This is a genomic window from Alcaligenes sp. (assembly GCF_050255915.1).
GTDB lineage: Bacteria > Pseudomonadota > Gammaproteobacteria > Burkholderiales > Burkholderiaceae_B > Alcaligenes > Alcaligenes aquatilis.
This window is the reverse complement of the sequence record NZ_JBFWIQ010000001.1, coordinates 469,406-494,010: the sequence shown is the minus strand read 5'-3', so window position 1 is coordinate 494,010 and position 24,605 is coordinate 469,406. Positions and strand designations below refer to the sequence as shown.

Annotated in this window: 20 protein-coding genes; 3 read left to right on the top strand and 17 right to left on the bottom strand. The window is 56.8% G+C overall.

Annotation, left to right across the window (positions count from 1 at the left end):
- Positions 1–25: 25 nt before the first annotated feature.
- From AB7E06_RS02200 to hrpA, 5 genes are all read right to left on the bottom strand, one after another.
- On the bottom strand, positions 26–823 hold the full coding sequence (locus tag AB7E06_RS02200) for a glycosyltransferase family 2 protein (protein WP_108727883.1): 798 nt from the start codon (positions 821–823) through the stop codon (positions 26–28).
- Positions 796–1,638, bottom strand: a complete 843-nt coding sequence (locus tag AB7E06_RS02195; RefSeq protein ID WP_264672590.1) for a polysaccharide deacetylase family protein — start codon at positions 1,636–1,638, stop codon at positions 796–798. Before AB7E06_RS02195 ends, AB7E06_RS02200 begins: the two co-directional genes overlap by 28 nt.
- Positions 1,635–2,741 carry a glycosyltransferase family 4 protein gene (locus AB7E06_RS02190; RefSeq protein WP_264672589.1) on the bottom strand — a complete coding sequence of 369 codons (1,107 nt, stop codon included), beginning with the start codon at positions 2,739–2,741 and terminating at the stop codon, positions 1,635–1,637. Before AB7E06_RS02190 ends, AB7E06_RS02195 begins: the two co-directional genes overlap by 4 nt.
- Entirely contained in the window at positions 2,738–6,214 is a 3,477-nt protein-coding gene (gene dnaE, locus AB7E06_RS02185) for a DNA polymerase III subunit alpha (protein ID WP_321278270.1), read from the bottom strand. The genes AB7E06_RS02190 and dnaE overlap by 4 nt, the downstream gene beginning before the upstream one ends.
- A 157-nt stretch (positions 6,215–6,371) precedes the next feature.
- Positions 6,372–10,163: an ATP-dependent RNA helicase HrpA gene (hrpA, locus tag AB7E06_RS02180; RefSeq protein WP_395029503.1), complete on the bottom strand. Its 3,792-nt coding sequence runs from the start codon at positions 10,161–10,163 to the stop codon at positions 6,372–6,374.
- A 72-nt stretch (positions 10,164–10,235) separates the two neighbouring features.
- Here hrpA and argA point away from each other — a divergent pair, with 72 nt between their 5' ends.
- The 3 genes from argA to AB7E06_RS02165 all read left to right on the top strand — a co-directional run bounded on the left by argA (position 10,236) and on the right by AB7E06_RS02165 (position 13,731).
- Positions 10,236–11,591: an amino-acid N-acetyltransferase gene (gene argA / locus AB7E06_RS02175; RefSeq protein WP_094196033.1), complete on the top strand. Its 1,356-nt coding sequence runs from the start codon at positions 10,236–10,238 to the stop codon at positions 11,589–11,591.
- Between the two features lie 70 nt (positions 11,592–11,661).
- The gene (locus AB7E06_RS02170; RefSeq protein ID WP_009461661.1) at positions 11,662–11,934 is read left to right on the top strand and encodes an oxidative damage protection protein; all 273 of its coding nucleotides are present in this window, start codon (positions 11,662–11,664) and stop codon (positions 11,932–11,934) included.
- Positions 11,935–12,444: 510 nt separating this feature from the next.
- Complete coding sequence (locus AB7E06_RS02165) at positions 12,445–13,731, top strand: EAL domain-containing protein (RefSeq protein ID WP_094196032.1); 1,287 nt, start codon at positions 12,445–12,447, stop codon at positions 13,729–13,731.
- Between the two features lie 105 nt (positions 13,732–13,836).
- Here the strand turns inward: AB7E06_RS02165 and phoU are convergent, their stop codons facing one another.
- The 12 genes from phoU to alr form a co-directional block, all read right to left on the bottom strand.
- A complete protein-coding gene (phoU, locus tag AB7E06_RS02160; protein ID WP_009461659.1) occupies positions 13,837–14,571 on the bottom strand; it encodes a phosphate signaling complex protein PhoU in 735 nt (244 codons plus the stop codon).
- A gap of 87 nt (positions 14,572–14,658) precedes the next feature.
- Complete coding sequence (rpiA, locus tag AB7E06_RS02155) at positions 14,659–15,342, bottom strand: ribose-5-phosphate isomerase RpiA (RefSeq protein WP_094196031.1); 684 nt, start codon at positions 15,340–15,342, stop codon at positions 14,659–14,661.
- A 39-nt stretch (positions 15,343–15,381) separates the two neighbouring features.
- Entirely contained in the window at positions 15,382–15,726 is a 345-nt protein-coding gene (locus AB7E06_RS02150) for a Spx/MgsR family RNA polymerase-binding regulatory protein (protein WP_427954930.1), read from the bottom strand.
- 27 nt (positions 15,727–15,753) lie between these two features.
- The gene (locus AB7E06_RS02145) at positions 15,754–16,560 is read right to left on the bottom strand and encodes an ABC transporter permease subunit (RefSeq protein ID WP_427954907.1); all 807 of its coding nucleotides are present in this window, start codon (positions 16,558–16,560) and stop codon (positions 15,754–15,756) included.
- Entirely contained in the window at positions 16,560–17,477 is a 918-nt protein-coding gene (locus AB7E06_RS02140; RefSeq protein ID WP_108727887.1) for an ABC transporter permease subunit, read from the bottom strand. Before AB7E06_RS02140 ends, AB7E06_RS02145 begins: the two co-directional genes overlap by 1 nt.
- Complete coding sequence (locus tag AB7E06_RS02135; protein ID WP_094196027.1) at positions 17,474–18,604, bottom strand: ABC transporter ATP-binding protein; 1,131 nt, start codon at positions 18,602–18,604, stop codon at positions 17,474–17,476. Before AB7E06_RS02135 ends, AB7E06_RS02140 begins: the two co-directional genes overlap by 4 nt.
- Before the next feature lie 5 nt (positions 18,605–18,609).
- Positions 18,610–19,716, bottom strand: a complete 1,107-nt coding sequence (locus tag AB7E06_RS02130; RefSeq protein ID WP_094196026.1) for a polyamine ABC transporter substrate-binding protein — start codon at positions 19,714–19,716, stop codon at positions 18,610–18,612.
- Positions 19,717–19,793: 77 nt separating this feature from the next.
- Positions 19,794–20,513 (bottom strand): 3-deoxy-D-manno-octulosonic acid kinase, encoded by a 720-nt coding sequence (locus AB7E06_RS02125; RefSeq protein ID WP_094196025.1) that lies wholly within the window; start codon positions 20,511–20,513, stop codon positions 19,794–19,796.
- Positions 20,514–20,522: 9 nt separating this feature from the next.
- Entirely contained in the window at positions 20,523–21,302 is a 780-nt protein-coding gene (locus AB7E06_RS02120; protein WP_108727888.1) for a sulfite exporter TauE/SafE family protein, read from the bottom strand.
- Between the two features lie 5 nt (positions 21,303–21,307).
- Entirely contained in the window at positions 21,308–22,693 is a 1,386-nt protein-coding gene (radA, locus tag AB7E06_RS02115; protein ID WP_094196023.1) for a DNA repair protein RadA, read from the bottom strand.
- A 9-nt stretch (positions 22,694–22,702) separates the two neighbouring features.
- Complete coding sequence (locus AB7E06_RS02110) at positions 22,703–23,419, bottom strand: SDR family oxidoreductase (protein WP_094196022.1); 717 nt, start codon at positions 23,417–23,419, stop codon at positions 22,703–22,705.
- 18 nt (positions 23,420–23,437) lie between these two features.
- Complete coding sequence (alr, locus tag AB7E06_RS02105; protein ID WP_108727889.1) at positions 23,438–24,568, bottom strand: alanine racemase; 1,131 nt, start codon at positions 24,566–24,568, stop codon at positions 23,438–23,440.
- Positions 24,569–24,605 lie beyond the last annotated feature (37 nt).

Here is a 24,605-nt window from a genome sequence, read left to right as displayed (position 1 = left end):
GAATCATAGGCGGCATTATAAGGGGCTAATCAGACTTCTGACGGGTGTAATACCACAGCTTACTATATCGAAACAAGCTGCCTGCGGCGGCCATACACGCCAGGATGAAGCCTTGCGGGCCGTCCAGAAAGCCGCGTCGAACAATATAGTGACGTACAAAGGTCCAACTGGCATGACCGGCGATACCCGGCAAGCTAGTGGTCTTGCCCTTGGCCTGCATTTGACGGGCGGCATCCGAGGAATAGCGGTTGATCTTGTCAATAAAGACTTCAAGGCTGGCGTAGGGGTAATGCAGGAAATGCCCATCCAGAATCAGGACAGGATGTTCAGTCTGCACACTTTCATGGACTTTGGCATCGTTAAAGCGAGCGGTACCGCGCTTGAACAGGCGCAACACCCGGTCCGGCCACCAGCCACTATGACGCATCCAGCGGCCAGCAAATTCAGACAGGCGGGCAATCCGGTAAGCCGTGCCACGCGGCTGGGCTATTTCCTGCTGAATCAGCTGTGCCAGCTCGGGGGTAACGCGCTCATCCGCATCAATGGACAGCACCCATTCGCCCGTGGCCTGATCAAGCGCCCGATTCTTCTGCGGCCCAAAGCCGGGCCAATCCGGGGTAACCGTGACTTTCGCGCCCAGGGAACGGGCAATTTCCACGGTCTGATCGGTACTGCCCGAGTCCACCACAATGATCTCGTCCGCAAAGGCCACCGACTCCAGGCAGGCACGAATATGCGCCTGCTCGTTTTTGGTAATCAGGATAACGGACAGGCGCTTGCCGGAGGCGCTTCGCTCTACTTCTGTCGTTGACGACGACGCCATGCTTTCCACCTGTTGAAAATCGGACCAATCACGGGATGTACCGCGACATTCAGCCTGCGCCCGACTGACACGCCAGTCGTATCACGCACGGCGAAGCGATAAATATGCAAAGGATCGCTGCCAGGCTGGTTGGAGCCAAAGGCACGCGTCGTGTACAGATAGCGGAAACCTGCCTGCTGGGCGACCTGCACGTAATCTGGATCAAAATAACCTTGAGGCCAGCACAACTGATCGGAGACCGTACCCATATTGGCTCTCAAGGTTGTACGCGACTGCTCCAGTTCCCAACGCATCTTGTCATTCTTTTGATCGCGCTGTTCGCTCAAATCCCAGCGAGTATGGGTATGGGTGTGGCTGTGGAACTCAAACACGCCATCAGCCTGCATGGCGTGGATTTCACTCCAGCGCAAAATCACCTCGTCACTACGACCTTGCTCGATACGCGCTTCACATTCACGATGATCCGGGCACTCGGGCACGTCCTGGCCCTGGCCCAAATAAGGACGCACAGGCCCCTCATTGATCCAGCTCGTCACCAGGAAAATCACGGCATTGAAGCCATATTTTTTCAGCAAAGGATAGGCGTAGACCCAGTTATCCAGGTAACCATCATCAAAGGTAATCAGCACCGATTTGGGCGGTACACCCTGCCCTTGCAGATGGCCTACAAACTGCTCGGTTGTCAGGCTGGTCCAGCCATGCTTTTTCAACCATTGCAAATGCTGCTCGAAATGCTCGGGACTGGCATTGATCATGCCCCCTTCCGGGGTGACATGGTGGTACATCATGACGGGCACCGTGCTTGCCACTTTCATCCCTGAAGCTCCTTTAACCAGCGGTAGTAAGCGCTTTCCAGCCGGTCACCCATGGCAACCGGGGTAAAGCGCTCGTCGCTACGACAAAACAGGCGGCCTGCGGCTCCCATGTCCTGACGCAGCTCAGTGCTTTGAATCATTTTTTCCAATGCGGCGCGCCACTGCTTAGGGTCATGCAAGTCCGCCAAAAAACCGCTGTGACCGTCCAACATCATCTCCGGCACTCCACCGACGCGGCTGCCCAGCACGGGAATGCCAGCACACCCCGCTTCTACAAATACGGTGCCCGAGGCTTCCATATGGGTCGCCAAGGCAAAAATATCCAGATTGGGCAGAATCGAGGGCACATCCGCACGAGCGCCCAGCATATGAATCCGCTTCTGTAATCCCAGCTCCACAATCAAGGCCTGCAATTGCTCGTAGCCCGGCGAGCCGCCCCCCACCAGCACCAAGTGCAATTGAGGATAGCGGTCAAACAAGGGGTGCATAGCGGCAATCAGCTCACGATGGCCTTTCTCACGGCGCAACACGGCAACGCAGCCTACCAGCAAGGAGTCAGATGCCAAACCTAGCTCAGCGCGCAAATCCAGGGCGGGTGCCGAATCGATCACACTGGGGTCCACACAGGGGTAGACCACCTGGACATGCTCAGGCTTCACGCCGCGCTCGATCAGGTGATCGCGCACATAATCGCTGGGCGTGATCACTCGTTTGGGCACGATGGTGTAAGACATCAAGGAACCGACCTTCTTGGCCAGATGACGCGTGCGCACAATCAAAGGCGTCCCCGCCAAGCGTCCGGCCACGCCAGCCAGCATGGTGTCCCGGCGGCTATGGCTATTGAGCACATCAAACCGGCCTTGACGCAAGACCCGACGCAATTGGCGCACACCGCGCATGTAATTGGCCGGGCCATCCATCAACAGGGTATGAACAACAAAGCCTTCATCGCGCAAGCGCTCGGTAAGCTGGGCATGAGGCTGGCACGCGGCCTCCACCTGGTGCCCACGCTCACGCAAGATACGCATGGCACGCAGGATGTAATTCTCCTGACCGCCAAAGCTGGTGGCTGCTTCCGAGTGCAAAATGCGCAAGGGCTTCATCGGTAGCTGATCTCCACCTCGTGTGTGGCATCCCAGCCTTCCAACTGCTCCAGCAAGGAATCAGCCAGACGAACACGCCATTGCGGGCCTAGCTGCACCACACATTCGTAATCGGGGCGTTGCAACTGCACCTCTACCGGCACACCGCCCTGCTGCTCGGCTCGATGCGGCGCCAGCAAGGCTTGCAAACGCTGCGCGTCCGCATTGTTATTCAAAGCAATGCTCAAGCAACTGGCACGCGCTTCACGGGCCAACTGCAGATCAAAAATCGAATCGGCATTGATACGCAGACCGCCGGTGTAGTCGTCGTTGCTGACCTTGCCCTGAATGATGATCAACTGGTCTTCTTTCAGACGCTGGCGGTGCTCTTCAAACAGTTCATTGAAGATCGCCACTTCCAGTTGCGCCGAGCCGTCATCCAGCATGGCATACAGCATCTTGCCGCGACGGGTCATGCGTACCCGCACGGCTGACAGCACGCCAGCAAACCACTGCGGGCTGCGCGAGGCTTCCAGGCGTGCCAAGGGTGTCGGTGCGAAACGACGAACTTCATCCCGCCAGGCGTCAAACAAGTGGCCGCTAAAATAAAAACCCAGTGCCGTCTTTTCCTGACGCAAGCGATCTTGCAGGCTCCATGGGGCGACTTTCGCGACCTCGCCTTCCACGATATCGTTGGAGTCATCATCAAACAGCGAGGATTGATTCGCGCTACGCTCGGCCTGCTCAGCCGCTTCCGTGGCGGCACCAATACTGGCCAGCAAGGCGGCGCGGTTTTCGTCAATCGAGTCAAAAGCACCGGCGCGTACCAAGGCTTCAATCGTGCGCTTGTTGACCTGATGACGGTCCACGCGACGGCAGAAATCAAACAGGCTAGTAAAAGGACCGCCTTGCTTGCGAGCTTCCACAATCGCTTCAACGGCGGCCTGACCCGTCCCTTTCACAGCCCCCAGGCCGTAACGCATGGTACGCGGCGGCAAGCCTTTTTCTGTATAGCTGTCCTTGACCGGCTCAAAGCGGTAATTGGACGCGTTGATATCGGGTGGCAAGACTTCCACACCGTTAGCCAGCGCGTCTTTCCAGAAAATCTGCACCTTGTCGGTATCGTCCATATCGGACAACAAGGTCGCGGCCAGAAACTCGGCCGGATGGTGAGCTTTCAACCAGGCCGTCTGATACGCAATTAGCGCGTAAGCAGCCGAGTGACTCTTGTTAAAGCCGTAACCCGCGAACTTTTCCATCAGGTCAAACAACTTCACCGCCAGCTCAGGGTCGTGACCTTTCTTGACCGCCCCTTCCTCGAACAAGACGCGATGCTTGGCCATTTCCTCGGGCTTTTTCTTGCCCATGGCACGACGCAGCAAGTCGGCACCACCCAGTGAGTAGCCACCGATAATCTGCGAGATCAGCATCACCTGTTCCTGGTAGACGATCACCCCGTAGGTGCTGCTCAGCGTGCTTTCCAGATCCGGGTGGAAATAATCCACCTCAGCCCGACCGTGTTTCCGGTTCACGAAGTCCACCACCATGCCCGACTCCAGTGGCCCCGGACGATACAGGGCCAGCATGGCGATAATGTCTTCAAAGGTGGAGGGCCGTAGACTACGCAGCAGCTCCTTCATACCGCGCGATTCCAACTGGAACACGGCGGTGGTATTGCCTTCGCAAAGCAGTTTGTAGGAGGCGTCGTCATCCAATGGCAAGGCCATGATGTCGAACTCGCGCTTGTCGGCATTGAACTGGCGCACATAGCGCACAGCCCAGTCCAGAATGGTCAGGTTACGCAGGCCCAGAAAGTCGAACTTGACCAGACCGGCGGCCTCCACGTCGTCCTTGTCGTATTGCGACACGGCGTTGGCGTCGGGGCCGGACTGCGCGTACAGCGGGCAAAAATCAATCAGCTTGCCGGGCGCAATCAGAACCCCCCCGGCGTGCATGCCCACGCTACGAGTCAGGCCTTCCAAGGGGCGGGCCAGATCGATCAGGGCTTTGACTTCTTCGTCGTTCTCGTAACGCTCGCGAAAGGCAGGCTCATCGGCCAGCGCCCGTTCCAGCGTCCAGGGATCAGCAGGGTTGAAAGGAATCAGTTTGGACAAGCCATCGCACAGGCTGTAGGGCAGCTCCAGCACACGACCGACGTCACGCACCACGGCTTTCGCACCCAGGGTACCGAATGTGGCAATCTGGCTGACAGCCTGGCGGCCATACTTCTGTTTCACGTAATCAATCACGCGTTCGCGGTTGTCCTGGCAAAAGTCCACGTCAAAGTCAGGCATGGACACCCGCTCGGGGTTCAGGAAACGTTCAAACAGCAAGTCATAGCGCAAGGGGTCCAAGTCGGTAATCCCCATGCTGTAGGCCACCAGCGACCCCGCCCCCGAGCCCCGGCCCGGTCCGACCGGCACACCATTGTGCTTGCCCCAGTTAATGAAGTCCGCCACGATCAGGAAGTAGCCGGGGAACCCCATGGAGATGATGGTGTTGCACTCCCACATCAAGCGCTCTTCGTAGGTCGGGCGTTGCTTCTCGCGCTCCTGGGGATCGGCATACAGCTGCGTCAAGCGGATTTCCAGACCGTCCTTGGCCTGCTGGATCAAAAAGTCGCCCAGCGACATGCCATCGGGTGTCGGGAAGTCGGGCAGATAAGGTTTGCCTAACTCCAGCTCCAGGTTGCAACGCTTGGCAATCTCCAGCGTGTTTTGCAGTGCAACAGGAACGTCCGCAAAACGCTGCTGCATTTCATCCGTGCTGAGAAAGTATTGCTCTGGCGTAAAACGCTTCACTCGCTTGGGGTTGGCCAATTGCTCGCCTTCAGCAATACATACCCGCACCTCGTGCGCACGGAAATCGTCCCGTGCAATAAACTGAATCGGGTGCGTCGCCACCACCGGCAAATCCAGCTCTGCGGCCAAACGCATAGCGGCTTGTACATAAAGCTCATCGCCGTCCGCACCGCTGCGCTGCAGTTCAATATAAAAGGCACCGGGGAACAAGTCTTCCCAATGGCGGGCACAATCCCGGGCCAAGTCCAGATTGCCATCGGCCAGGGCATGGCCAATATCACCCATACGCCCGCCGGACAAGGCAATCAGGCCACTACACTCTTTCAACCAGGCGCGCTGTACCTCGGCACGTCCTTTGTACTGGTTGCCCAGCCAGGCACGGGTCAAGATGTCGCACAGGCTCAAATATCCTGCTTCGTTTTGCACCAGCAAAAGCAGGCGCGACGGTTTTTCGCGGTCTTCCTCGTTCTGCAGCCAAATATCACAACCCATGATGGCTTTCAGCCCGGCTTTACGCGCCGAGGTATAGAACTTGATCTGTCCAAACAAGTTGCACAAATCCGTCAACGCCAATGCAGGCTGCCCATAGGCCTGCGCTTTTTTGATCATTTCGGGAATACGGGCGATGCCGTCCACCACGGAGAACTCCGAGTGGGATCGCAAATGGACAAAGGAAGGGGTGGTTTCGCTCATGATGGAATTGTACTTAAGCCAATGGACATTGGTGGCCCTGAAGCGATGCTCAGGGTGAATAAGGGCAGGCAATATGTTTCGATTGGTTCACATCTGGCTGAACAACAAACGCACAATCACCCGCCCCCTACCGACCAATACCAAAACAACAAACAACCTAGCGCTGCAAGGCAGCCCAGGCTTTTTCCAGACGCTTGACCGAAACCGGCATGGGAGTTCGCAACTCTTGCGCAAACAAGGACACGCGCAACTCTTCCAGCATCCAGCGAAAGTCCCGCAAACCGCTATCGGTGGCGCCTTTGAGCGCCGCCACGGCACGCTGGTACTTCGTCAGCAAGACTGACATATCCTGCATCAAGCGTTGATCGCGGGCCGGATCGGCTCGCAGCTTGTCCACCCGGGTTTGTACGGCTTTCAGGTAGCGCGGCATATGAGCCAACTGCGCGTATTCATTGCTTTCCAGAAACATGGCGGGCATCAAGGCATTCAATTGCTGCTGTATGTCTTTCAAGGCCTCGGGGTGAGCTTTGATTTGCGCCAGTTTTTTCTGGGCGGCACTCCACTCATTCAGAATCTGACCGGCCAGACGCGCTACTTCCTGGGCCACCAGACCCAAGCGACTGCGACCTTCTTGTACGCGTGCCTCAAACTCGGCCTGGTTTTTCGGCCACGGCTCCATCATGCAGGACTGCTCCAGGGCCACATCAATAATCTGATCCCGCAATTGTTCCTGCGTACCCAGATTGATATACAGCATGCTGATGCGGGTCAGATCCGTAATGTTCTTTTCCAGAAAGCGCACTTGCTCGCGCAAGGCCAAACGGAACAAGCGACGCAAACCCAAACGGTGCTGACGCTGGGCCTGAGCTGGGTCGTCAAATACATCCAGATCGCAATGGGTTTTCTTGTCGATCAAGGCCGGGTAACCAATAAAGCTGCGACCTTTGCGCTTGATTTCCATCAGCTCGGGCAGTTCGCCAAAGCTCCAACTGGTCAGTTGCTCGTGATCCAGCACCTGCGCCACTTGCTCGTCGCTGGCAGCCATCTGCTGGAAGGACGCCTGCGCCTGACGGCCATGTTCGGCCTTGAGCTGGTCCAGATTACGGCCGCCCGACAACATGCGACCATGCTCGTCAATCACTCGGAAGTTCATGAACAAGTGAGTCGCCAACGTTTCCGGCTTGAAATCGCTGCGCTGTGGTCTTTGTTTGACGTGCGCCCACATATCCTGAGAAATCGCATCCAGCAGGCTCATTCCGGGATCGGATGCTTTTTCAAACCAGCGCTGGTGAAAGGCGGCCGCGTAATCGGGCAAGGGCACACAATGACGGCGAATACGCTGTGGCAAGGATTTCAGCAAAGCCAGCACTTTTTCCTTCAACATGCCGGGCACCAGCCATTCGCAACGCGCGGCGTCGATCTGGTTCAAGGCGAACAAGGGGACACTCAAGGTCACCCCATCGCGCACCGAACCCGGCTCGAAGTGATAATCCAGCGCCATCTTCACGCCCTGCCATTGAACCGAGCGCGGAAACACCTCGGTGGTGATACCGGCTGCGTCGTGCTGCATCAGCTCGTCGCGGTTCAGCTCCAGGCCCTTAGCCTGTTCCTTGGGCAAACCCTTGAACCATTTTTCCAATGTGGCGGTCTGGTACACGTCCTTGGGGATGCGCTGATCGTAAAAGGCGTAGATCAGTTCCTCGTCCACCAGAATGTCAGGACGACGCGATTGATGCTCCAAACGCTCTACCGCCTGAATTTGCTGACGGTTATGGCGCAGGAAAGGCAGGTTGGAATCAATCTCGCCCGGCACCAGAGCCTGACGCAAGAACAATTCACGGGCCTGCACCGGATCAATGCGGCCAAAGTGAATGCGACGGCCACTGTAAATCAGCAAGCCGTACAAGGTCGCACGCTCATTGGCAACGACCTGACCGGCCTTTTTCTCCCAACGAGGGTCGCCCCAGGTTTTACGCAGCAAATGGGCGCCAACTTTTTCAATCCATTGCGGTTCGATACGCGCCACACAGCGGGCAAACAGGCGCGTGGTTTCCATCAGCTCGCCGGCCAGAATCCAGCGGCCTGCTTTCTTGACCAGCTTGGAACCGGGGTGAATCACAAAACGCAGCTCACGCGTGCCTTGATAGACGCCGGTTTCTTCGCTCTTGTAGCCAATATTGCCGATCAGCCCCGTCAGCAAGGCCAGATGCACCTGCTCATAAGTGGCAGCCGAGGGATTGGCGACCCAGCGCTGTTCCTGCACCAGGCTACGCAATTGAGTATGGACATCACGCCACTCCCGAATCCGCAAGGGTGACAGCAGGGCCTGTTTAACGCTATTGGCAAACTTGCGCTGCGAGCTTTGCTCCTGTGACAAGGCTTCCAGCCAGTTCCACAGCTTCACATAGGACAGAAACTCGGACTTGTCGTCATTGAAACGGGCATGGGCCTGATTGGCCGCTTCACGTTCATGGACAGGACGATCTCGCGGGTCTTGCACGGACATGGCCGAGGCCACGATCAGCATTTCCGTCAAACAATGATGTTCGTGACCGGCCAGAATCATGCGGGCCACACGCGGGTCCACCGGTAGCTTGGCCAGGGAACGGCCAACTTTGGTCAGGCGCTGCTGTTCATCCAGCGCGCCCAGCTCTTGCAAGATTTGATAGCCATCGGCAATGGCGCGGCCAGTCGGTGGCTCCACAAAGGGGAAGGTTTCCACATCGTCCAGATGCAGGGCCTTCATGCGCAGAATCACCGAGGCCAGCGAGGAGCGCAGAATCTCGGGATCGGTAAAGGGGGGGCGGCTCTTGAAGTCCTGCTCGTCATACAGACGAATACAGATACCGGGACCAATACGACCACAACGCCCTGCCCGTTGGCTGGCCGAGGCCTGGCTGATCGCTTCAATGCGCAACTGCTCGACCTTGTTGCGCCAGGAATAGCGCTTGATACGCGCCAGGCCGCTATCGACCACAAAGCGTATGCCAGGCACGGTCAAGGAAGTTTCGGCCACGTTGGTCGCCAGCACCACACGGCGCGCATTGCCTTTGGGGCGGAAAATACGTTCCTGATCCGCCTGCGACAGACGCGCAAACAAAGGCAGGATCACTGTATTGATGGGCTTTTCTTTTTCCAGTGCCTCGGTGGCTTCACGGATCTCGCGCTCGCCGGGCAAAAACACCAAAATATCGCCAGTGCCGTGCCGGGCGCATTCCTGCACCGCATCCACAATGCCTTGCATCAGATCCCGCTCTTCCTCGGAGGCAGAACGGCGTTCTTCGGCATCGACCAAGGACGGGTCCAGAATCGGGCGATACACAATATCCACGGGATACAGACGGCCCGACACTTCAATCACGGGCGCCTTCTTGCCCTTGTGGGCAAAGTGCTCCGCAAAACGCTCGGCATCAATGGTGGCCGAGGTGATGATCAGCTTTAAATCCGGACGCCGTGGCAGCAACTGCTTTAAAAAGCCCAGCAGAAAGTCAATGTTCAGACTGCGTTCATGGGCCTCGTCAATAATGATGGTGTCGTAGCGGCTTAACAAGGGATCGCGCTGGGACTCGGCCAGCAAGATCCCGTCCGTCATCAACTTGATGGCCGAACGCGGTCCGGTCTTGTCGTTGAAACGAATTTGATACCCTACCCAGTCACCAATCTCCGATTGCAGCTCCTGGGCAATACGCTTGGCAACCGATGTAGCCGCCAGACGGCGCGGCTGGGTATGACCAATAATCTTGCCCTGCAGGCCGCGCCCCAGCTCCAGGCAGATTTTAGGTAATTGGGTGGTTTTGCCCGAGCCGGTTTCACCACACACAATGACCACCTGATGGTCTTTGATTGCCTGGGCAATTTCGGCCCGTCGGGCGCTGACTGGCAGGTCATCAGGATAGGAAATTGTTGGTAAAGAGGGTGGATTTTCAGTCAATTCGTCGGACTCGTGCATGAAAGGTAGTTTCTGGTACAGACATCATTATAATTTTGGCTTGAAACCATTTGGACGCAAAGATCCCCCGCAATGAACACAGACATCCCCGACTCGTACAACGCCATCGAAACACCTGATCAGTCCCAGGCACAATTTGTGCGATGGTTCAGGGAAGTGGCGCCTTATGTACACGACTTTCGAGGCAAGACGTTCGTGGTGGCTTTTGGGGGCGAGCTCATCAACGATGGATTGCTCTACACCCTGATCCCGGACTTGTCGCTGCTGTCGGCGCTGGGCATCAAGCTGGTGCTGGTGCACGGCTCACGCCCCCAAGTCAATGAACAGCTACGCCTGAAAGGGGAAACCACGCAATTTGGCCGTGGTACCGAGCCGACCAGCGCCGTCGCTCTGGAATGCGCCAAAGAGGCCGCCGGTGAAATTCGCCTGGATATTGAAGCCGCATTCAGTCAGGGTTTGCCCAACACCCCCATGTCACATGCCCAGATTCGCATTATTTCGGGCAACTTTGTGACCGCGCGTCCTGTGGGTGTCATTGATGGCCTGGACTTCAAGCACTCTGGCTCGGTGCGCAAACTTGATGTGGACGCCATGCGCGTCATCCTGAATCAAGGTGCGCTTATTCTACTCTCTCCCTTGGGTTTTTCTCCAACCGGGGAGGCCTTTACCCTGGATATGGAAGATCTGGCAACCAGCACGGCCATCGCGCTGCGCGCTGAAAAACTGATTTTCCTGACACCGGAACATATTGGTCACTCCAATAATCTGGATATTGACTCGGAACTGGCCCGTGCCGATGCCGATGGCCTGCTGGCCTCGGGCAAGCTGGATCAGGACTGCTCGACCTTTTTGCGCTATGCCTCGCAAGCAGTCAAACGCGGTATTGCCCGTGCACACCTGGTGCCCTACAAGCAGGACGGCAGCATTTTGCTGGAGATCTTCACCCACGATGGGGTGGGTACCATGGTGGTGGAAGATTCGCTGGACGATTTGCGCCCGGCCAATCTGGACGATGTGGGTGCAATTGTGCAACTGATCGAACCACTGGAAATTGACGGCACCCTAGTGCCCCGTGGTCGTTCTGTCATCGAGCGCGAAGTGGAGCAGTTCACGGTTCTGGAGCATGACGGCATTATTTACGGCTGCGTTGCCCTGATCCCCTACGAACAAGAAAGCATGGCCGAGATGGCCTGTCTCATCGTGCACCCCGAATGGCAAGGCTCGGGCGAAGGCGAAATCCTTTTGCGGCACACCGAGGCCAAGGCCCGTGCAGCCGGTTTCAAGCGCCTGTTCGTGCTGACCACGCGCACCTCTCACTGGTTTATCAAGCGTGGGTTTGTGCAAGGTGGCGTATCTGATCTGCCTAAAGGCAAACAGTCGCATTACAACCGATCGCGCAACAGCATGGTCTTTATTAAAAAGCTGTAAGCCGGTTTGACCGTCCTGCGCCCCTCAGTACAATACGCCCATCCACGCATTTGATTGAAAAGGAACACATATGGCACGCATGATTCACTGTGTGAAGCTGAAACAGGAAGCCGAGGGCCTGGAGTTTCCCCCCTACCCCGGCGAACTGGGCACCAAGATCTGGCACTCGATTTCCAAACAGGCCTGGGCCAACTGGATGGATGTGCAAACCCGTCTGGTGAACGAGAACCGCCTGAATCTGGCTGACGCCCGTGCCCGCACGTATTTGAAAGAACAAATGGAGCAGTATCTGTTTGAAGACAAGGATGTGGAAGCCGACGGCTTCACCGCCCCTTCCGCCTAGGGCCAGCCCCACTCGCTGACCACAGGCGACCGACCCCGGAGCATGACATCGTGCTCCGGGGTTTCTTTATTTCTGCTCCCGTTTCTTTGCCTTTCCCTGCCCAAGACGCAAACCACCCCCCCTTTCGCACGCCACCCATAACAGTAATTAAATGAAACACTGCGCGACAAGTCAGTTTCAGACTGGTTAAAAATCAAAAGAAATGGAAATTTTCTATAATTATGAATCGCCCTAAAGCACAAAATCACGGCTGGCCTTAATGTGCTTGCAGAGCACCCAAGCCAAGCATGGAGCGCAGCACAAACACAGGAATAATGCTGCAGGGAGCATGCCCTTCCCCAACGCTGCCGCCATGCCTTGGCACAGTCCTGCGCCAATTCAATACTGGCTCGCCTAGCCCGAGCCACACAGGCCCATCACGTGTCCATGTCTGAGCAACCAAGCTCGGCGCCTTGCGCCGGACCTGAACAGCACAGCCACTTACTGCTTTACCCACAGGAAAAGAAGTTCATGTGCCGCCTAGACCTCCCCGAGATTGCCCAGTACTCCACCCATTTGCGCCTGTGGCTGGTCAATCTGAGCTATCTGAAGGCTTTGTATGGGCCACAGTTCCATGCTTTCGTGTTGGACACGGTGCAGCAAAGGCTGCTGGATTGTGGGCTGAATACAGACGAGATCCTTATCCAGGGGGATTTTGTCCTGATTGCCCTCAAGCAACTGAGTAAGCAGAACCGCTTTGAACGCACCCACCCCAACGCACTGGCCCAATTGCTGGGCGCAGCCCTGGAGTGCGATCCCATCACTCAGGACGAGCACCGCATCTACTTGCATACACAGATGGCCTATCACTATGACAGCCGGCAGTACGATACGGATCTGCTCCACCCTCCAACGCCCAACCCCTGCTCTCACACCCATCCGGCCACGCTGGCGGCCTGGCACAAGGTCTGGGCCAAGACCTACCGGGACGACATGAGCCTGGCTGTGCGTATGCTGGATGATTTGCAAACCGGCATGTTGGTACTGGCTTTTCAGCCCCTCTTTCACCTAAGTGAGCACCACAAGAGCAAAGATTTTTATGAAGAGGCACTGATTCGCCACAGCAGCGGTACTGACTATTCCCTGCCCGAGGCAATTGCCGCCCTGGAGCGACTGGGACTGATCTCGCGGCTGGATCGCAGCGTCCTGGGCAGCGTGGTGAAACTGCTCAGCACGCAAACGACTCTGTGTCTGGGTGCCAACCTGTCCGCTGGTTCTTTGCAGGATGACTTGTGGTGGCAAGACTTGTTCAGCTATCTGGACAGCCGTCCGGATGTCGCCCAGCGTCTGATTCTGGAAGTAACTGAAACCGGCACCATTGCCCACAAACCCACCGCGCTGCGTCTGATTGCACAATTGCAGAATCTGGGCGTGCGCATTGCGCTGGACGATACCGGCTCAGGCAATAGTACGCTGGCCTTTCTGGCCCAGACCCACGCCGACATTATCAAAATTGATCGTTCTATTTTGCTGCGGGCACGCAGCCCCGGACAACCGGCCCACTTGCTGCGTAATCTGGTCAATGTCTGCGCCGATTACTGCCCCTATGTCGTGATTGAAGGGGTAGAGGACGAGACTGACCTTGAGTTGGTGCGCCAGTCTGGCGCACACGGCGTACAAGGCTATCTGCTTGCCCTGCCTACCCTGACGCCATCCTGGTGGGACTCACCCGCTTTGATCACAGTCCAAGATGCGGTGCTCGTTCGTACCCAGTTCTATCCCGGACACGTTCCCCAGGGCTACGGCTTTGGTTTCTGAAACATCGCCGTCCCGCTAAAAACCGGCTGCTTTTCACGGCGCTGAAAACCAACAAGCCTTGCATGAAACCATGCAAGGCTTGAAGCAAGAAGGCCGGGATCAGAATCAGGCTTTGTCTTCAGACTCTGGCTCGGGCAAAGGCTCGCCGCGCGCCGTGCGCTCGGTATTTTTCACACCAGTGTGACGCACATCGTCACCGCGCACCATGTAGATTACACGTTCAGCCATGTTCTTGGCGTGGTCACCAATGCGCTCCAGCGCACGAGCAATAAAGATCAGGTCAATAGAGTGCGAGATCGTACGTGGGTCTTCAATCATGTACGTGATGATGTGACGCAGCGAACCCTTCCACTCACGATCCACTTCCTTGTCACTGCGTACAATCTGTGCCGCGTGCACGGCATCCTGACGGGCAAAGGCGTCCAGCACGTCGTTGATCATGCCAGCCACCGAGGAGCTCATGTGACGCAGTTCGACCACCGGCTCATAGCCTGCGGTACCTTCGTGCAAACGGCGCGCCATCTTGGCGATGCGCTCGGCCTCGTCCCCACAGCGTTCCATGTCGGTCAGCATTTTGGAGATGGACAACAACATGCGCAAGTCAATGGCGGTGGGCTGATTACGGGCGATCAAGTTGGTGATGCGCTCGTCAATCTCCACCTCCAGGCGGTTGATTTCTTTTTCACGCTCGCGAACCTGGTCAACCAGCGACATATCCCCGGTTTGCAGGGCTTCGGTCGCACTGCGAACCATAGATTCAACAATACCGCCCATCTGCAAGAACAGCGAACGGGTGGCCTCCAGATCGGAGTGAAACTGCTTATTGGTATGTTCGTTCATAGTGGCCTTCTTTAACAGCAAAATGGCTCGCGCCAGCGCTTAATCCGTATATAGATTAAGCACCGATTATGACAGAGACATTAAATTTCAGAAACCGTCGCCAGACAGAGTACGCACACCTTGTTGACCGGCAATCAAGGCCACGCTGGCCGGGGCAATAGCGAACAGACCGCAACATACCACACCGGGCATATTGTTGATGCGCGCTTCCAAAGCGGCCGGATCTTCAATGGACAAGCCGGACACGTCCAGAATCAGGCCGCCGTTATCGGTGACAAAGCCCGCGCGCTCGACGGGATTACCGCCCAGGGCACGCAACTGACGGGCGACCGCATTTTTGGCCATGGGGATGACTTCCACCGGCAAGGGAAACGCACCCAGCCGATCCACCAATTTAGAGTCGTCCACAATACACAAAAACTTGTCCGAGACTGACGCCACAATTTTCTCGCGAGTCAGTGCGCCACCACCACCTTTGGTCATGTTCAGGGCGGCGTCGATTTCGTCAGCACCATCGACATACCAGTCCATGCGTTCGATGGTGTTTAAGTCTTGCACGTCAATACCCAGACTTTGCAGGCGAGCGGTCGAGCGCTCCGAACTGGAAGCTGCAGCCTTGAAGGCATGCTTGTGCGCCGCCAGGGCATCAATAAACAGATCAACCGTGGAACCCGTACCCACACCCAGAATCGAATCCGGAGTCAGGAAAGGAAGGACGTATTCAACGGCGGCCTGAGCCACCTGTTGTTTGAGTTCGGACTGTGTGTACATGGCAGATATAAAAATCGGGGGGCTGGGCCCCCCTTTGGTTTACTTGAGAAAACGAGCAGCAAATTTGCCTTCGTTAAAGCCCACGCTGACTTCACCCTCGGGTGTAATCAGCAAGGGACGGCGTACCAGGGCAGGAAACTCGGCAATCAAGGCCAGCCATTGGGCATCGTCCTGCGGTTCTTTACGTTCCGCCGGCAGATTACGCCAGGTCATGGAAGCGCGGTTGACCAGTTTGGGCCAACCGCCCAGCTCCTGCGCCCATTGTTGCAAACGGGCCGCTTCCAAGGGATGTTCGCGGTAATCCACAAAGGTCAACGACAGACCATGTTGCTCAAACCAGGCCATCGCCTTTTGGCAGGTGCTGCAGTTTTTCAAACCATACATCGTGAACACGGCAAGACTCCTTATCAATCAGGCGCGACGCTCGCGGCGTACCTGCAAGCGATTGGCGACGATCACAAAAATACCGATCACCAAAATCAGCAGGGTTGCCAGGGCGTTGATCTCGGGCTTGAGCCCCAGACGGACACGCGAAAAAACTTCCACCGGCAAGGTGGTAAAACCCGGGCCAGACAGGAAAGAGGCAATCACCACATCGTCCAGCGACAAGGTAAAAGCCAGCAACCAGGCCGCCATCAAGGACGGCACGATCGAAGGCAACACAACCTGGAAAAACGCTCGTAAGGGAGTCGCCCCCAGATCCAGCGCCGCCTCTTCCTGAGAACGGTCCAGCTCACGCATGCGCGATTGCAGAATTACAGTGGCATAGGAGGTACACAGCACCACGTGCCCGATCCAGATCGTGAAAATACCGTTCTGTTCCGGCCAGCCAAACAAGGAGTTCAGCTCCACAAACATGAGCAGCAAGGAAATGCCCAATACAACTTCCGGGATGACCAACGGTGCGCTGACCAAGCCGATATACAGCGCAAACCCCTTGAAGCGGCCCATACGAGCCAGCACATAGGCAGCCCAGGTGCCCAAAATCGTGGCCATGGTGGCCGTCAACACAGCAATCAGAAAAGACAGCTTGGCAGCACTGAGCAAGGCCCTGTCCTGAAATAGGGATTCGTACCAGCGCAAAGAAAAGCCCGACCAAGACGTCATGATGGCCGATTCATTAAATGAAAAGACGATCAGGAACAGAATCGGTATGTATAGAAAACCGAAGCCCAGTGTCAGGACCAGGGCACGCAACCAGGGATTAGGCTTGGTCATCAGCGGCCTCCCCGTTGCGTTTGCATTTGTCGCATCTGGCTGTACTGGAAAAAGATCAAAGGAATGATCAGCAGCAAGACCATCACGCAAGTCACGGCAGCGGCCATGGGCCAGTCTGCATTATTGAAGAACTCGGTCCACATGACGCGGCCCATCATCAAGGTATCGGCACCACCCAGCATTTCCGGGATCACGTACTCGCCCACTGCCGGGATGAACACCAGCATGGCACCAGCAATCACGCCGGACATGGACATGGGAAAAGTGATGTGCCAGAACGCCGACCAGGGACGGGCGCCCAGATCATAAGCCGCTTCCAGCATGCGCATATCCAATTTGACCAGATTCGCATACAAGGGCAGGATGAAAAACGGCAGATAGGCGTAGATCAAACCGATATAAACAGCCAGGTCGGTGCGGTAAATTTCCAAAGGCGCATCAATAATGCCTATCCACAGCAAGACCTGATTGAGCAGGCCATCGCCGCGCAAAATGCCTACCCAGGCATAGACGCGCAGCAGCATGGAGGTCCAGAATGGCAAAATCACCGCCAGCAAGAGCAGGCTACGCACAGCCGGTGCAGAGCGCGCAATGTAGTAGGCCACCGGGTAGCCGATCAAAATACAAAAGATCGTGGTGACAGCGGCCATCTTCAGGGAACTGACGTAGGTCGCCAAATACAGATTGTCGCTGAACAGCAGAATATAGCCGCGCAGGTTCAGGACAAAGGAAATGCTTTCCTCGGCAAACTGGGCCAAGGGCGTATACGGTGGCACCCCGAAATCAAGATCGGCAAAACTGATCTTGAGCACGAGCAAAAACGGCACCAGCAGAAACAGAATCATCCACAAGAATGTGGGCGCGACCACCAGCGTGCGACTGGTGGGCAGCAGTTTGCGCCAGGACAGGTTCTTCATGTGCTCAGTACCGTTGCGCTATCGTCGGACCAGGACACGTAGACTTCTTCATCCACACCCGGAGCATCAGGTTGAGCCAAGGTGCCGCTAGGCATTTGCGCTTCGATCAACATGCCGGCATCCAGACGAATCTGATAGCGGGTGTAACTGCCCATCCAGGATACGTGGGTCACAATGCCGTGGCCCCAGTTGGTATCCTCCGAGGGCAATTCGCGGCCCACCTTGATCTGCTCGGGACGAACGGACACGTAGACGTCCATGCCCAGCGGTTCGCTGATCCCGTGACTGACATACAAGGGCCGGTTCAACTCCTCACATTCAATGTGAACATGATCCGGCTCGTCCACCGTCACCACGCCAGTGAACAAATTGGTGGAGCCGATAAAGCCCGCCACAAAGCGCGAATTCGGAAAGGAGTACACATCGTAAGGCGTACCAGACTGGATGATCTGCCCATCGGACATCACCGCCAGCCGGTTGGCCATCGTCATGGCCTCTTCCTGATCGTGAGTGACCATAATGCAGGTCACCCCCACGCGCTCCAGAATCTTGACCAGCTCGATCTGCGTTTTCTGACGAATCTGCTTATCCAGAGCCGACATGGGCTCATCCAGCAAAAGCAGTTTGGGGCGTTTGACCAGGCTACGCGCCAGGGCTACACGCTGTTGTTGCCCACCCGACAACTGATTGGGTTTGCGGCGCGAAAAGCCCGCCATCTGCACCAGGTCCAGCGCCTCGAACACGCGCTCGTGGATCTCATTGCGGGGCACCCCCTCTTGCTTTAGGCCAAACGCCACATTGGCCTCGACCGACATGTGCGGAAACAGGGCGTAAGACTGGAACATCATATTGACTGGCCTCCGATAAGGCGGCAGGTCAGTAATGTCCTCGTTGTCCAAGTAAATCCGACCGGAAGTCGGCTCCTCAAACCCTGCCAGCATGCGCAGCAAGGTGGACTTGCCACTGCCCGAACTGCCCAGCAGCGCAAAAATCTCGTGACGAGCCACGTCCAGACTTACCGACTGGACGGCCACCGTGTCGCCGAAAATCTTGACGACTTCGTCCACACGCACAAAAGCATCCTCGCCATCCATCCAGGGCGAGGTTCCGGTACGGATATCTTGCATGATGCCTAGCGTCCAGACTTGAGTTCAGCCCACAGGCGCGTTTGCAGGCGCTGCACTTTCAATGGCTGAGGTTTGATCACGAATAAGGTCTTGGAGACTTCAGACGAGGGGTAAATCATGGGGTTGTCGGCCACTTCCTTGACCACGAACTTGCGCGCCTCTTTATTGGCGTTCGGGTAGAACATGGTGTTGGTAATGGCGGCATGAACCTCTGGTGTTTCAATGTAATTGATAAAGGCGTGGGCCTCTTTCACATTGTTCGCGCCCTTGGGAATAGCCATGGTGTCGAACCAGATAGGTGCCCCACCTTGCGGAATGTAGTAGTCGATGGCATACGGTTTTTTCGCCTGACGCGCACGGTCAGCCGAAATCATCACATCACCCGAGAAACCGTAGACCATGCACAGATCACCCGCAGCCAGTTCGTCGATATATCCCGAGGAGCTGAACTGACGCACGTAAGGACGAATGGTCTTGAGCAGATCCAAGGCCTCGCGGTAGTCCGCTTCGTTGCTGCTGTTGGGGTCTTTGCCAATGTAGTGCAGCACGGCGGGAAATACCTGGGCGGCTTCGTCCAGAATAGAAATGCCACAGCCTTTCAGCTTCTCGGCATTTTCCGGTTTGAACAGCATGTCCCAGTTGCCCAGGTCCACCTGTTCACCCATGATTTCTTTGACTTTGGTGACGTTGTAACCCAAGCCATTGGTGCCGTAGCCCCACGGGATCAGATACTCGTTGCCAGGGTCCACATCCGACAGCAAGGCCATGATGTCCGGGTCCAGATTGGACCAATTGGGGATCTGGCTTTTATCCAGCTTCTGGAACAAACCACCTTCGATCTGACGCGCAGCATAATGCGTGGAAGGAACCACCACGTCGTACCCCGATTTGCCCGTCAACAACTTGGCTTGCAAGGTGTCGTTATTATCGTAAACGTCATAACGCACGGTAATGCCTGTTGCTTCCTGAAAGCCAGACAAGGTATCGGGGGCCGTGTACTCAGCCCAGTTATAAACGTTAACAACCTGATTTTGTGCCTGTGCAACAGGCATGATGGCAGCAGCGGCCAGCAGGCCGGCGAGTACCTGTGGTGTGTTCATCCCAAAAGACATCACGAGTCCCCTTCCTATCGAAAGCGAAAAACCCAAAAGGCGAGATGATAAAGCTTTTTTAAAGCCCGTAGTCGTAATTAACGCTGCGTTTGGTGACGGTAAGCAGAAAACATCTGCTGCCACCACCTATCGCCACGCGGCCCACACACTTTGAGCAAAGATCGCCTGAGACGGTGCACATTACCCAGCGCCTGGGCGGGGCTGACAGGCCCCTGTCGTGCACGGTCAAAATCGATCAGCCAGACTTTGTCATTCGCATCCAGCAAAATATTGTAGGCGTTCAGGTCAGCATGCCAAACCTCGAATTGGTGCATGCGGACAATCTCGCGCGCCACTAGCTCAGGGCAGGCGCGATCCAGACACAAAGTCAAAGGCTGCACATCGGGCACCCGCCGGCTTATCAGGGCCGCACGGTACCAAAAACCCTGTCGCCACCACGCCCCTGCCAGCACCTCGGGAACAGCCAAACCCTTGTTGTGCAAATAAGACATCACTTGAAACTCTCGCCAACTGCGGGTATTGGATGCACCTTGCCAGAGATAGGCGGAATCATTGAAGCGAGCCACCAGACCACCACGACGATAATGACGTAATACGGCCTGACCAAAAGGGCCATTCACAAACCAGGCAGCCTGACGGCCGCCCTGCCCGACTTTGCTGGCCTGATCGCCATAGGAGGCCGCCTCGAACCAGCGTTGCAAGGCCGCCGGTTCCAGATCCAGTTGATTGGCCAACGCCGGCGCCAACAAGGCACCGCCACCGGGCAAAGCATAGACAGTTTCGGAATGGGTGCTCACAGCAGCTCCTCAGGCACGAACCAGCAACAAGGTCACGATCAGTACCAGCATGCAGGCAAAAATAAACTTCAGACGATTCTCAGGCAGGCGATAGGCCAGACGCACACCAAACGGCACCAGCATCAGGCTGCCTATCGCCATCGGTATCCCGATCTGCCAGGTTGCTTGGCCATGAAAAGCATAGGTCGCCAAGGCAACCAGCGTACCGGGAATAATCATGGACAGCGCCAAGCCTTGCGCACCGGTCTGGCTATAACCCATGCGACTGGTCAGAAAAGGCACTACCAGCACCGCACCGCCCACACCAAATACGCCCCCGGCCAAGCCCGCCATCATGCCTACCGCGATATACCACAGCTGGCCAAACGACTCCGGGTCCGGACGCGGCTTGTCACTGCGACGACGCCGCCGGGAAAAACCCAAACTCTGGTCGAAATAATACAGGGCAATGGCCATCACAAATACAGAGTAAATGCGACGCAGCAAGACCGCATCCATACCCAAGGCCAGACGCGCCCCCAGCCAGGTAAAGATGATGGAAGAAACCGCCCCCAGAGCAGCCCGGCGGAAATCAATATGATTGCGGCGATGATACTGACGCACGGTCAGCAGCACCGCTGGCACCACCATGATCAGAGCCGTCCCCTGAGCGGTTTGCTGATCCATGTCCAGAATCAGGCCCAGCAGCGGAATGGCCAGCAAACCGCCGCCTATCCCCAGCACACCACCGGCGTAGCCAATAAGCGCACCTCCCAGCAAACAAGCCAGGATCAACTCAAGATTTAACATGGCAATTACAGGTTGCGCAGACGATCGACGGCGTCCTCGACCCGATCTACCGCCCAGATTTCCAAGCCTTCAATCGCCTGGCGCGGGGCATTGCTCTTGGGAATCAGCGCGATGCTGAAACCCAGCTTGGCCGCTTCGCGCAAACGCTCCTGACCGCGCGGGGCCGGACGAATTTCACCGGCCAGGCCAATTTCCCCGAACACCACCAAACCGCGTGGCAAGGGACGGTTATTCAGGGAAGACAAAATAGCCAGCAGCACAGCCAGGTCGGCGGCTGGCTCAGTAATCTTGACACCCCCCACGGCATTAACAAACACGTCCTGGTCGTACGTAACCACACCTGCGTGGCGGTGCATCACGGCCAGCAACATGGCCAAACGGGAGCTTTCCAGGCCCACAGACAAGCGGCGCGGATTAGGTACATGCGCTGTATCCACCAGGGCCTGAATTTCCACCAGCAAAGGCCGTGTGCCTTCCTGAGTGGCCATGACGCAGGAACCGGCGACCGACTGTGAATGCTGCGACAAGAACAGGGCCGACGGATTGCTGACCCCTTTCAAACCCTTTTCCGTCATGGCGAACACGCCCAGCTCATTGACCGCGCCAAAGCGGTTCTTGAATGCCCGCACCATGCGAAAGGACGAATGCGTGTCGCCCTCGAAATACAGCACGGTATCCACGATGTGCTCCAGCACTCGTGGCCCGGCCAGCGTCCCGTCTTTAGTGACGTGACCGATAAAAATCATGGAGGTGCCGCTTTGCTTGGCCAAGCGGGTGAGCTGGGCTGCACATTCGCGCACCTGCGACACCGAGCCTGGAGCCGCACTGAGCTGATCGGAATACAGGGTTTGAATCGAGTCGATCACCACCACACTGGGTTGATGCGACTGCAAAGCCTGGCTGATGGATTCCAGACGAATTTCAGCCAGCAGATCCACGCCTTCAGTAGGCACACCTAGACGGCGAGCACGCAAGGCGACCTGTTCGGCGGACTCTTCGCCCGTCACATACAGCACTTTGGTTTGCTGGGCCAAGGCTGCCATGGCTTGTAGCAGCAACGTCGACTTACCGACTCCGGGATCGCCCCCAATCAGGATGACGCCCCCTTCCACCAACCCTCCGCCCAGGACACGATCGAACTCGCCTATGCCGGTAGGCACACGTGGCAATTCCCGTGCCTGTACCTCTGAAAGACTTTGAACCGGGCTGGAACCGGCCAGGGAAGCGAAACGGTGAGCACTGGCCGCCGCCGGTGTCTCCACCGTTTCCTGCAAGCTGTTCCACGCCCCACAGGCAGGACATTTGCCTGCCCACTTAGGTGTATCTGCCCCGCACTCTGTGCAAACAAATACAACTTTGGCCTTACGGGCCGCACGAGTACTGGTGGCCATAGAAATTCCTTACCGTCCGCCCAGACTGCCACCGCCATCCACGCCCAGATTCTGGCCGGTGATATAAGCGGCTTCATCGCTAAGCAGAAAAGTAACCGCCGCAGCCACTTCCGCGGCCTGCCCAAACCGCCCCAAGGGAATGGAGGACAGGCTGCGTTGTTCGGCTTCGCTGCCGACGGGATGATTGGCACGGAACAATTCGGTTTCGATCGGACCAGGAGAGACCGCATTGACGGTAATGCCGTAAGGGGCCAGTTCCAGCGCCCAGGTGCGGGTACAACCCAGCAAAGCACTTTTGGCCGCGGCATAGCTGGTGCGGTCGGCACCGCCGTGCACGACACGACTGCAAATATTGACGATGCGGCCTTCCTTGCGCGCTTTCATCGAGGGGATGAACGCCTGGGCCACTTGCACCGCCACACGCACATTCAGGTCAAACACCTGATAGAGGTTGCCCAGGTCCACCTGACCAATGGGCTCGGGTGCGACCATACCCACATTGTTCACCACCGCATCAACGGGGTATTTTTCGCGGATAACGCGCAGCATTTCCTCGGTTTCGCCTGCATTGCTCAAATCGCAGGAGTACAGATAACCGGGGAAATCAATATTCTCCGTGTGACGGGCCAGACCCACCACGTGGGCCCCGGCATCGGCCAGCCTTTGGCTGATTGCCCAGCCGATTCCTTTGGTAGCACCGGTAACGAGTACACATTTATTTTTCATGGCTATGCCTTATGGGTGTTAATCCTGGATGAAGCGCGGCACGCGTGGCGCGACCGCACAAATCAATTCGTAGCCCAGGGTTCCCGCTGCTGCGGCAACTTCATCCACACTGGGCCCGCCTTGACCGAACAACACCGCCTGGCTGCCTACTCCGGCGGCGGGCACCGGGGTCAGGTCTACTGCCAACATGTCCATGGAGACACGGCCAAGCAAACGGGTACGTACACCATTGACGGTAATAGGGGTGCCGGTTCCCGCATGGCGCGGGTAACCATCGGCATAGCCGCAAGCCACCACGCCAATGCGCATGGCCCGCTCGGCAAGATAGGTATGGCCGTAACCAATGCCCTCGCCCTGCTTGACGCCGCGCACACTGATGATTTCTGCAGCCAGCGTCATGCCTGGCTGCAAACCAAAATCATCGGCACTGCTCTCTGCAAAGGGGGAGCTGCCGTACAGGCAGATACCGGGACGTACCCAGTGATCCGGGCCGGAGGGCATGTACGCCCCCAGATCGGGGCTTAAGGTCGCGGCAGAATTGCACACACTGACCGGGCCGGGCAAACCGTCGGTAATCCGGTTAAAGCAGCGAATCTGCTCCAGCGTGGCGTCGATATTGTCATCGGCGCGCGCAAAGTGCGTCATGCGCCCAACCGTGCCCAGCTTGCCTGCTTTTTGCAGACGCTGGGCGCGCTCGAACGCGGCAGGGTAATCGTCCACGCTGAAACCCAGGCGGTTCATGCCGCTATTGAGCTTGACCATGGCATTCAAGGCTACCCCGCCTTTCCACTGCTCCAGCATCTTGAGCTGCTCGTGGCAATGGATGACGGTGGTCAGACCGAACTCGGCCAGCACCTCCAGATCTTCTGGCTGAAAAAAACCTTCCAGCAACATGATAGGGCCGGTCCAACCGGCAGCCCGACAGCGTATGGCCTCTTTTAAATCCAGCATCGCCATGCCTTCGGCGGCACTGAAAGCCCGCACCGCATTTTCGATGTCATGACCGTAAGCATTGGCCTTCATGACGGCCCAGATATGAGGCCGTTTTACACCCGATGGAGCCGTAGCGTTATTCAGGCTCTGAATAACCATATCGAGATTGTGACGCAGTGACGCAATATGAATGGTGGCCGAGATAGGACGTGGCATGGTTCTCCCCGAAGCAATACGAAAGTCTAAACCAGCC

Bases quoted from the DNA above. Each gene is read 5' to 3' on its own strand.
- AB7E06_RS02200 (WP_108727883.1), bottom strand. From the start codon at position 823: ATGGCGTCGTCGTCAACGACAGAAGTAGAGCGAAGCGCCTCCGGCAAG.
- AB7E06_RS02195 (WP_264672590.1), bottom strand. From the start codon at position 1,638: ATGAAAGTGGCAAGCACGGTGCCCGTCATGATGTACCACCATGTCACC.
- AB7E06_RS02190 (WP_264672589.1), bottom strand. From the start codon at position 2,741: ATGAAGCCCTTGCGCATTTTGCACTCGGAAGCAGCCACCAGCTTTGGC.
- dnaE (WP_321278270.1), bottom strand. From the start codon at position 6,214: ATGAGCGAAACCACCCCTTCCTTTGTCCATTTGCGATCCCACTCGGAG.
- hrpA (WP_395029503.1), bottom strand. From the start codon at position 10,163: ATGCACGAGTCCGACGAATTGACTGAAAATCCACCCTCTTTACCAACA.
- argA (WP_094196033.1), top strand. From the start codon at position 10,236: ATGAACACAGACATCCCCGACTCGTACAACGCCATCGAAACACCTGAT.
- AB7E06_RS02170 (WP_009461661.1), top strand. From the start codon at position 11,662: ATGGCACGCATGATTCACTGTGTGAAGCTGAAACAGGAAGCCGAGGGC.
- AB7E06_RS02165 (WP_094196032.1), top strand. From the start codon at position 12,445: ATGTGCCGCCTAGACCTCCCCGAGATTGCCCAGTACTCCACCCATTTG.
- phoU (WP_009461659.1), bottom strand. From the start codon at position 14,571: ATGAACGAACATACCAATAAGCAGTTTCACTCCGATCTGGAGGCCACC.
- rpiA (WP_094196031.1), bottom strand. From the start codon at position 15,342: ATGTACACACAGTCCGAACTCAAACAACAGGTGGCTCAGGCCGCCGTT.
- AB7E06_RS02150 (WP_427954930.1), bottom strand. From the start codon at position 15,726: ATGTATGGTTTGAAAAACTGCAGCACCTGCCAAAAGGCGATGGCCTGG.
- AB7E06_RS02145 (WP_427954907.1), bottom strand. From the start codon at position 16,560: ATGACCAAGCCTAATCCCTGGTTGCGTGCCCTGGTCCTGACACTGGGC.
- AB7E06_RS02140 (WP_108727887.1), bottom strand. From the start codon at position 17,477: ATGAAGAACCTGTCCTGGCGCAAACTGCTGCCCACCAGTCGCACGCTG.
- AB7E06_RS02135 (WP_094196027.1), bottom strand. From the start codon at position 18,604: ATGCAAGATATCCGTACCGGAACCTCGCCCTGGATGGATGGCGAGGAT.
- AB7E06_RS02130 (WP_094196026.1), bottom strand. From the start codon at position 19,716: ATGTCTTTTGGGATGAACACACCACAGGTACTCGCCGGCCTGCTGGCC.
- AB7E06_RS02120 (WP_108727888.1), bottom strand. From the start codon at position 21,302: ATGTTAAATCTTGAGTTGATCCTGGCTTGTTTGCTGGGAGGTGCGCTT.
- radA (WP_094196023.1), bottom strand. From the start codon at position 22,693: ATGGCCACCAGTACTCGTGCGGCCCGTAAGGCCAAAGTTGTATTTGTT.
- AB7E06_RS02110 (WP_094196022.1), bottom strand. From the start codon at position 23,419: ATGAAAAATAAATGTGTACTCGTTACCGGTGCTACCAAAGGAATCGGC.
- alr (WP_108727889.1), bottom strand. From the start codon at position 24,568: ATGCCACGTCCTATCTCGGCCACCATTCATATTGCGTCACTGCGTCAC.